The sequence below is a fragment of the Mesorhizobium sp. M7A.F.Ca.CA.002.04.1.1 genome, assembly GCF_004022805.1.
In the GTDB taxonomy this organism is placed as follows: Bacteria; Pseudomonadota; Alphaproteobacteria; order Rhizobiales; family Rhizobiaceae; genus Mesorhizobium; species Mesorhizobium ciceri.
In genome coordinates this window covers 1-1,575 of the sequence record NZ_RZPL01000991.1, presented here as the reverse complement: position 1 = coordinate 1,575, position 1,575 = coordinate 1, and the positions used below count along the sequence as shown (strand labels likewise).

Here is a 1,575-nt window from a genome sequence, read left to right as displayed (position 1 = left end):
GTGGCGGCCCGACAACTGGCGTCGATCGACAGGCAAAGCGGCGGACGCCTGGCGCTGAGAATGATCAGCGAGCCGCTGAGCGATGCCGACGCCGAAACACGGCCGGTCGGGCACACCGTCATCTGGCAGCGAATAGACGAATATCTGGTGCTGCTGAAGCGGCTGTGGTCGAACGACCGGCCCTTCGACCACGAAGGAACGTTCTACAGCATCAAGGGCGGCTACGTGCCGCGCAAGGGACCGCACGGCGCCGACCTGGTCATCCGCATGGGCGGGCAGTCCGGAACGGCGCTCAAGGTGGCCGGCCGGCATGCCGATGTCTTTGAACTGGCGCCGGGCTCGATCGACGAGATCCGGCAATTGATGGAGCGGGTGCGTCGCTCCGCCGCCGAACATGGCCGGGCCGGCAAGCTGCGCTTCGCGCTTCCGGTCGGGATTCACCAGGGTGCTTCCGCCTCCGGCCACAAGGCGGTCGATGTTGCCGGGCCGCCAGCCCAGGCCGCCCTGTCGCTGCTTGCCTATGCAGCCCTCGGGATCGATGAATTCATGATTGTCGGCGTCGACACGCCACGCGAGATCGCAACGCTCGGCCGGGAAACGATCGCCCTGCTGCGCAATTCGCTGGCGCGTCGCGAACACGAGGCATTCCAGCCTGGAGCATATGCGTCTCGTGCAGGATTGGAGACGCGCGCAACGGGCTGAAGTCCTTCAGCCTTTTGTTGCCTCGGGCCTGTCGCCAAGCCGCGACAGGCCTTCAATGACAGCGCCCGAATCCGCCAGCGCGCCGAAGACGCCATCTTCGACCGTCACCATATGAAGCGCGGCCTCGTGGGCTTGTTTGTCGCCGCTGGCGCAGGCGTCGGAAATCGTCAGGCATTGAAACTTGCGGTCGCAGGCTTCGCGCAGCGTGGTGTGGACGCAGACATCCGTCGTGCATCCGGAAAACATGAGATGCGTGATGCCTTGCGCGCGGAGCACAAGCTCGAAATCCGTATAGGTGAAGGCGCTGTTGCAGGTCTTGTCGACGATGATGTCGTGCGGTGCCACGTCGATCTCCGGAACGATCTGGAACCCCGTGCCCGAGCGCAGCAGGATATCGGTGCCGTCGAGACCGGAGCGCTTGCGGCGCCATTTTTCGTAAGGCGTCATATCGGCCATGTCGGCCCTATAGCCCTGCCTGGTATGGATGACCCTGACGCCGGCCCTGCGCGCGGCCGCGATCAGCCGGCTCACCGTCGGCAGGATCGCCCTCAGAGGCGACGGGTCATAGCCCTGCCTGGCGAAGTAGCCCGTCGTCGACAGGAAATCCTGCTGCAGGTCGATGACGATCAGCGCGGTGTTTTCGGCCACCAGCCTGCCGTCAAAGGGAAAGTCGAAGGGCGTTGCCTTGATCATCCGGGGGCTCCCTGCTTGGCCGCTACCATAGTGGATCAACGCGATGACACCAGATGCTGGGCGTCGTGCAGGCGTCGATAGATGCCGCCGGCACGGATCAGTTCGCTGTGCGACCCCTGCTCGACGACGCCCGACTCCGAGACGACGACGATGCGGTCGGCGCCGCGGATCGTTGCCAGC

Annotated in this window: 2 protein-coding genes; one reads left to right on the top strand and one right to left on the bottom strand. The window is 65.0% G+C overall.

Annotated features, from left to right (window positions below):
* The coding region (locus ENZ75_RS31340) for an LLM class flavin-dependent oxidoreductase (protein WP_128278603.1) at nucleotides 1-702 on the top strand (702 nt) is incomplete at its 5' end.
* Nucleotides 703-708: 6 nt separating this feature from the next.
* On the opposite strand, the gene ENZ75_RS31335 is transcribed toward ENZ75_RS31340, so the two are convergent.
* Nucleotides 709-1,395: an isochorismatase family cysteine hydrolase gene (locus tag ENZ75_RS31335; RefSeq protein ID WP_063169486.1), complete on the bottom strand. Its 687-nt coding sequence runs from the start codon at nucleotides 1,393-1,395 to the stop codon at nucleotides 709-711.
* Between the last annotated feature and the right edge of the window lie 180 nt (nucleotides 1,396-1,575).

Excerpts from the sequence above, each read along its gene's own strand:
- ENZ75_RS31335 (WP_063169486.1), bottom strand. The coding sequence starts at position 1,395 with ATGATCAAGGCAACGCCCTTCGACTTTCCCTTTGACGGCAGGCTGGTG.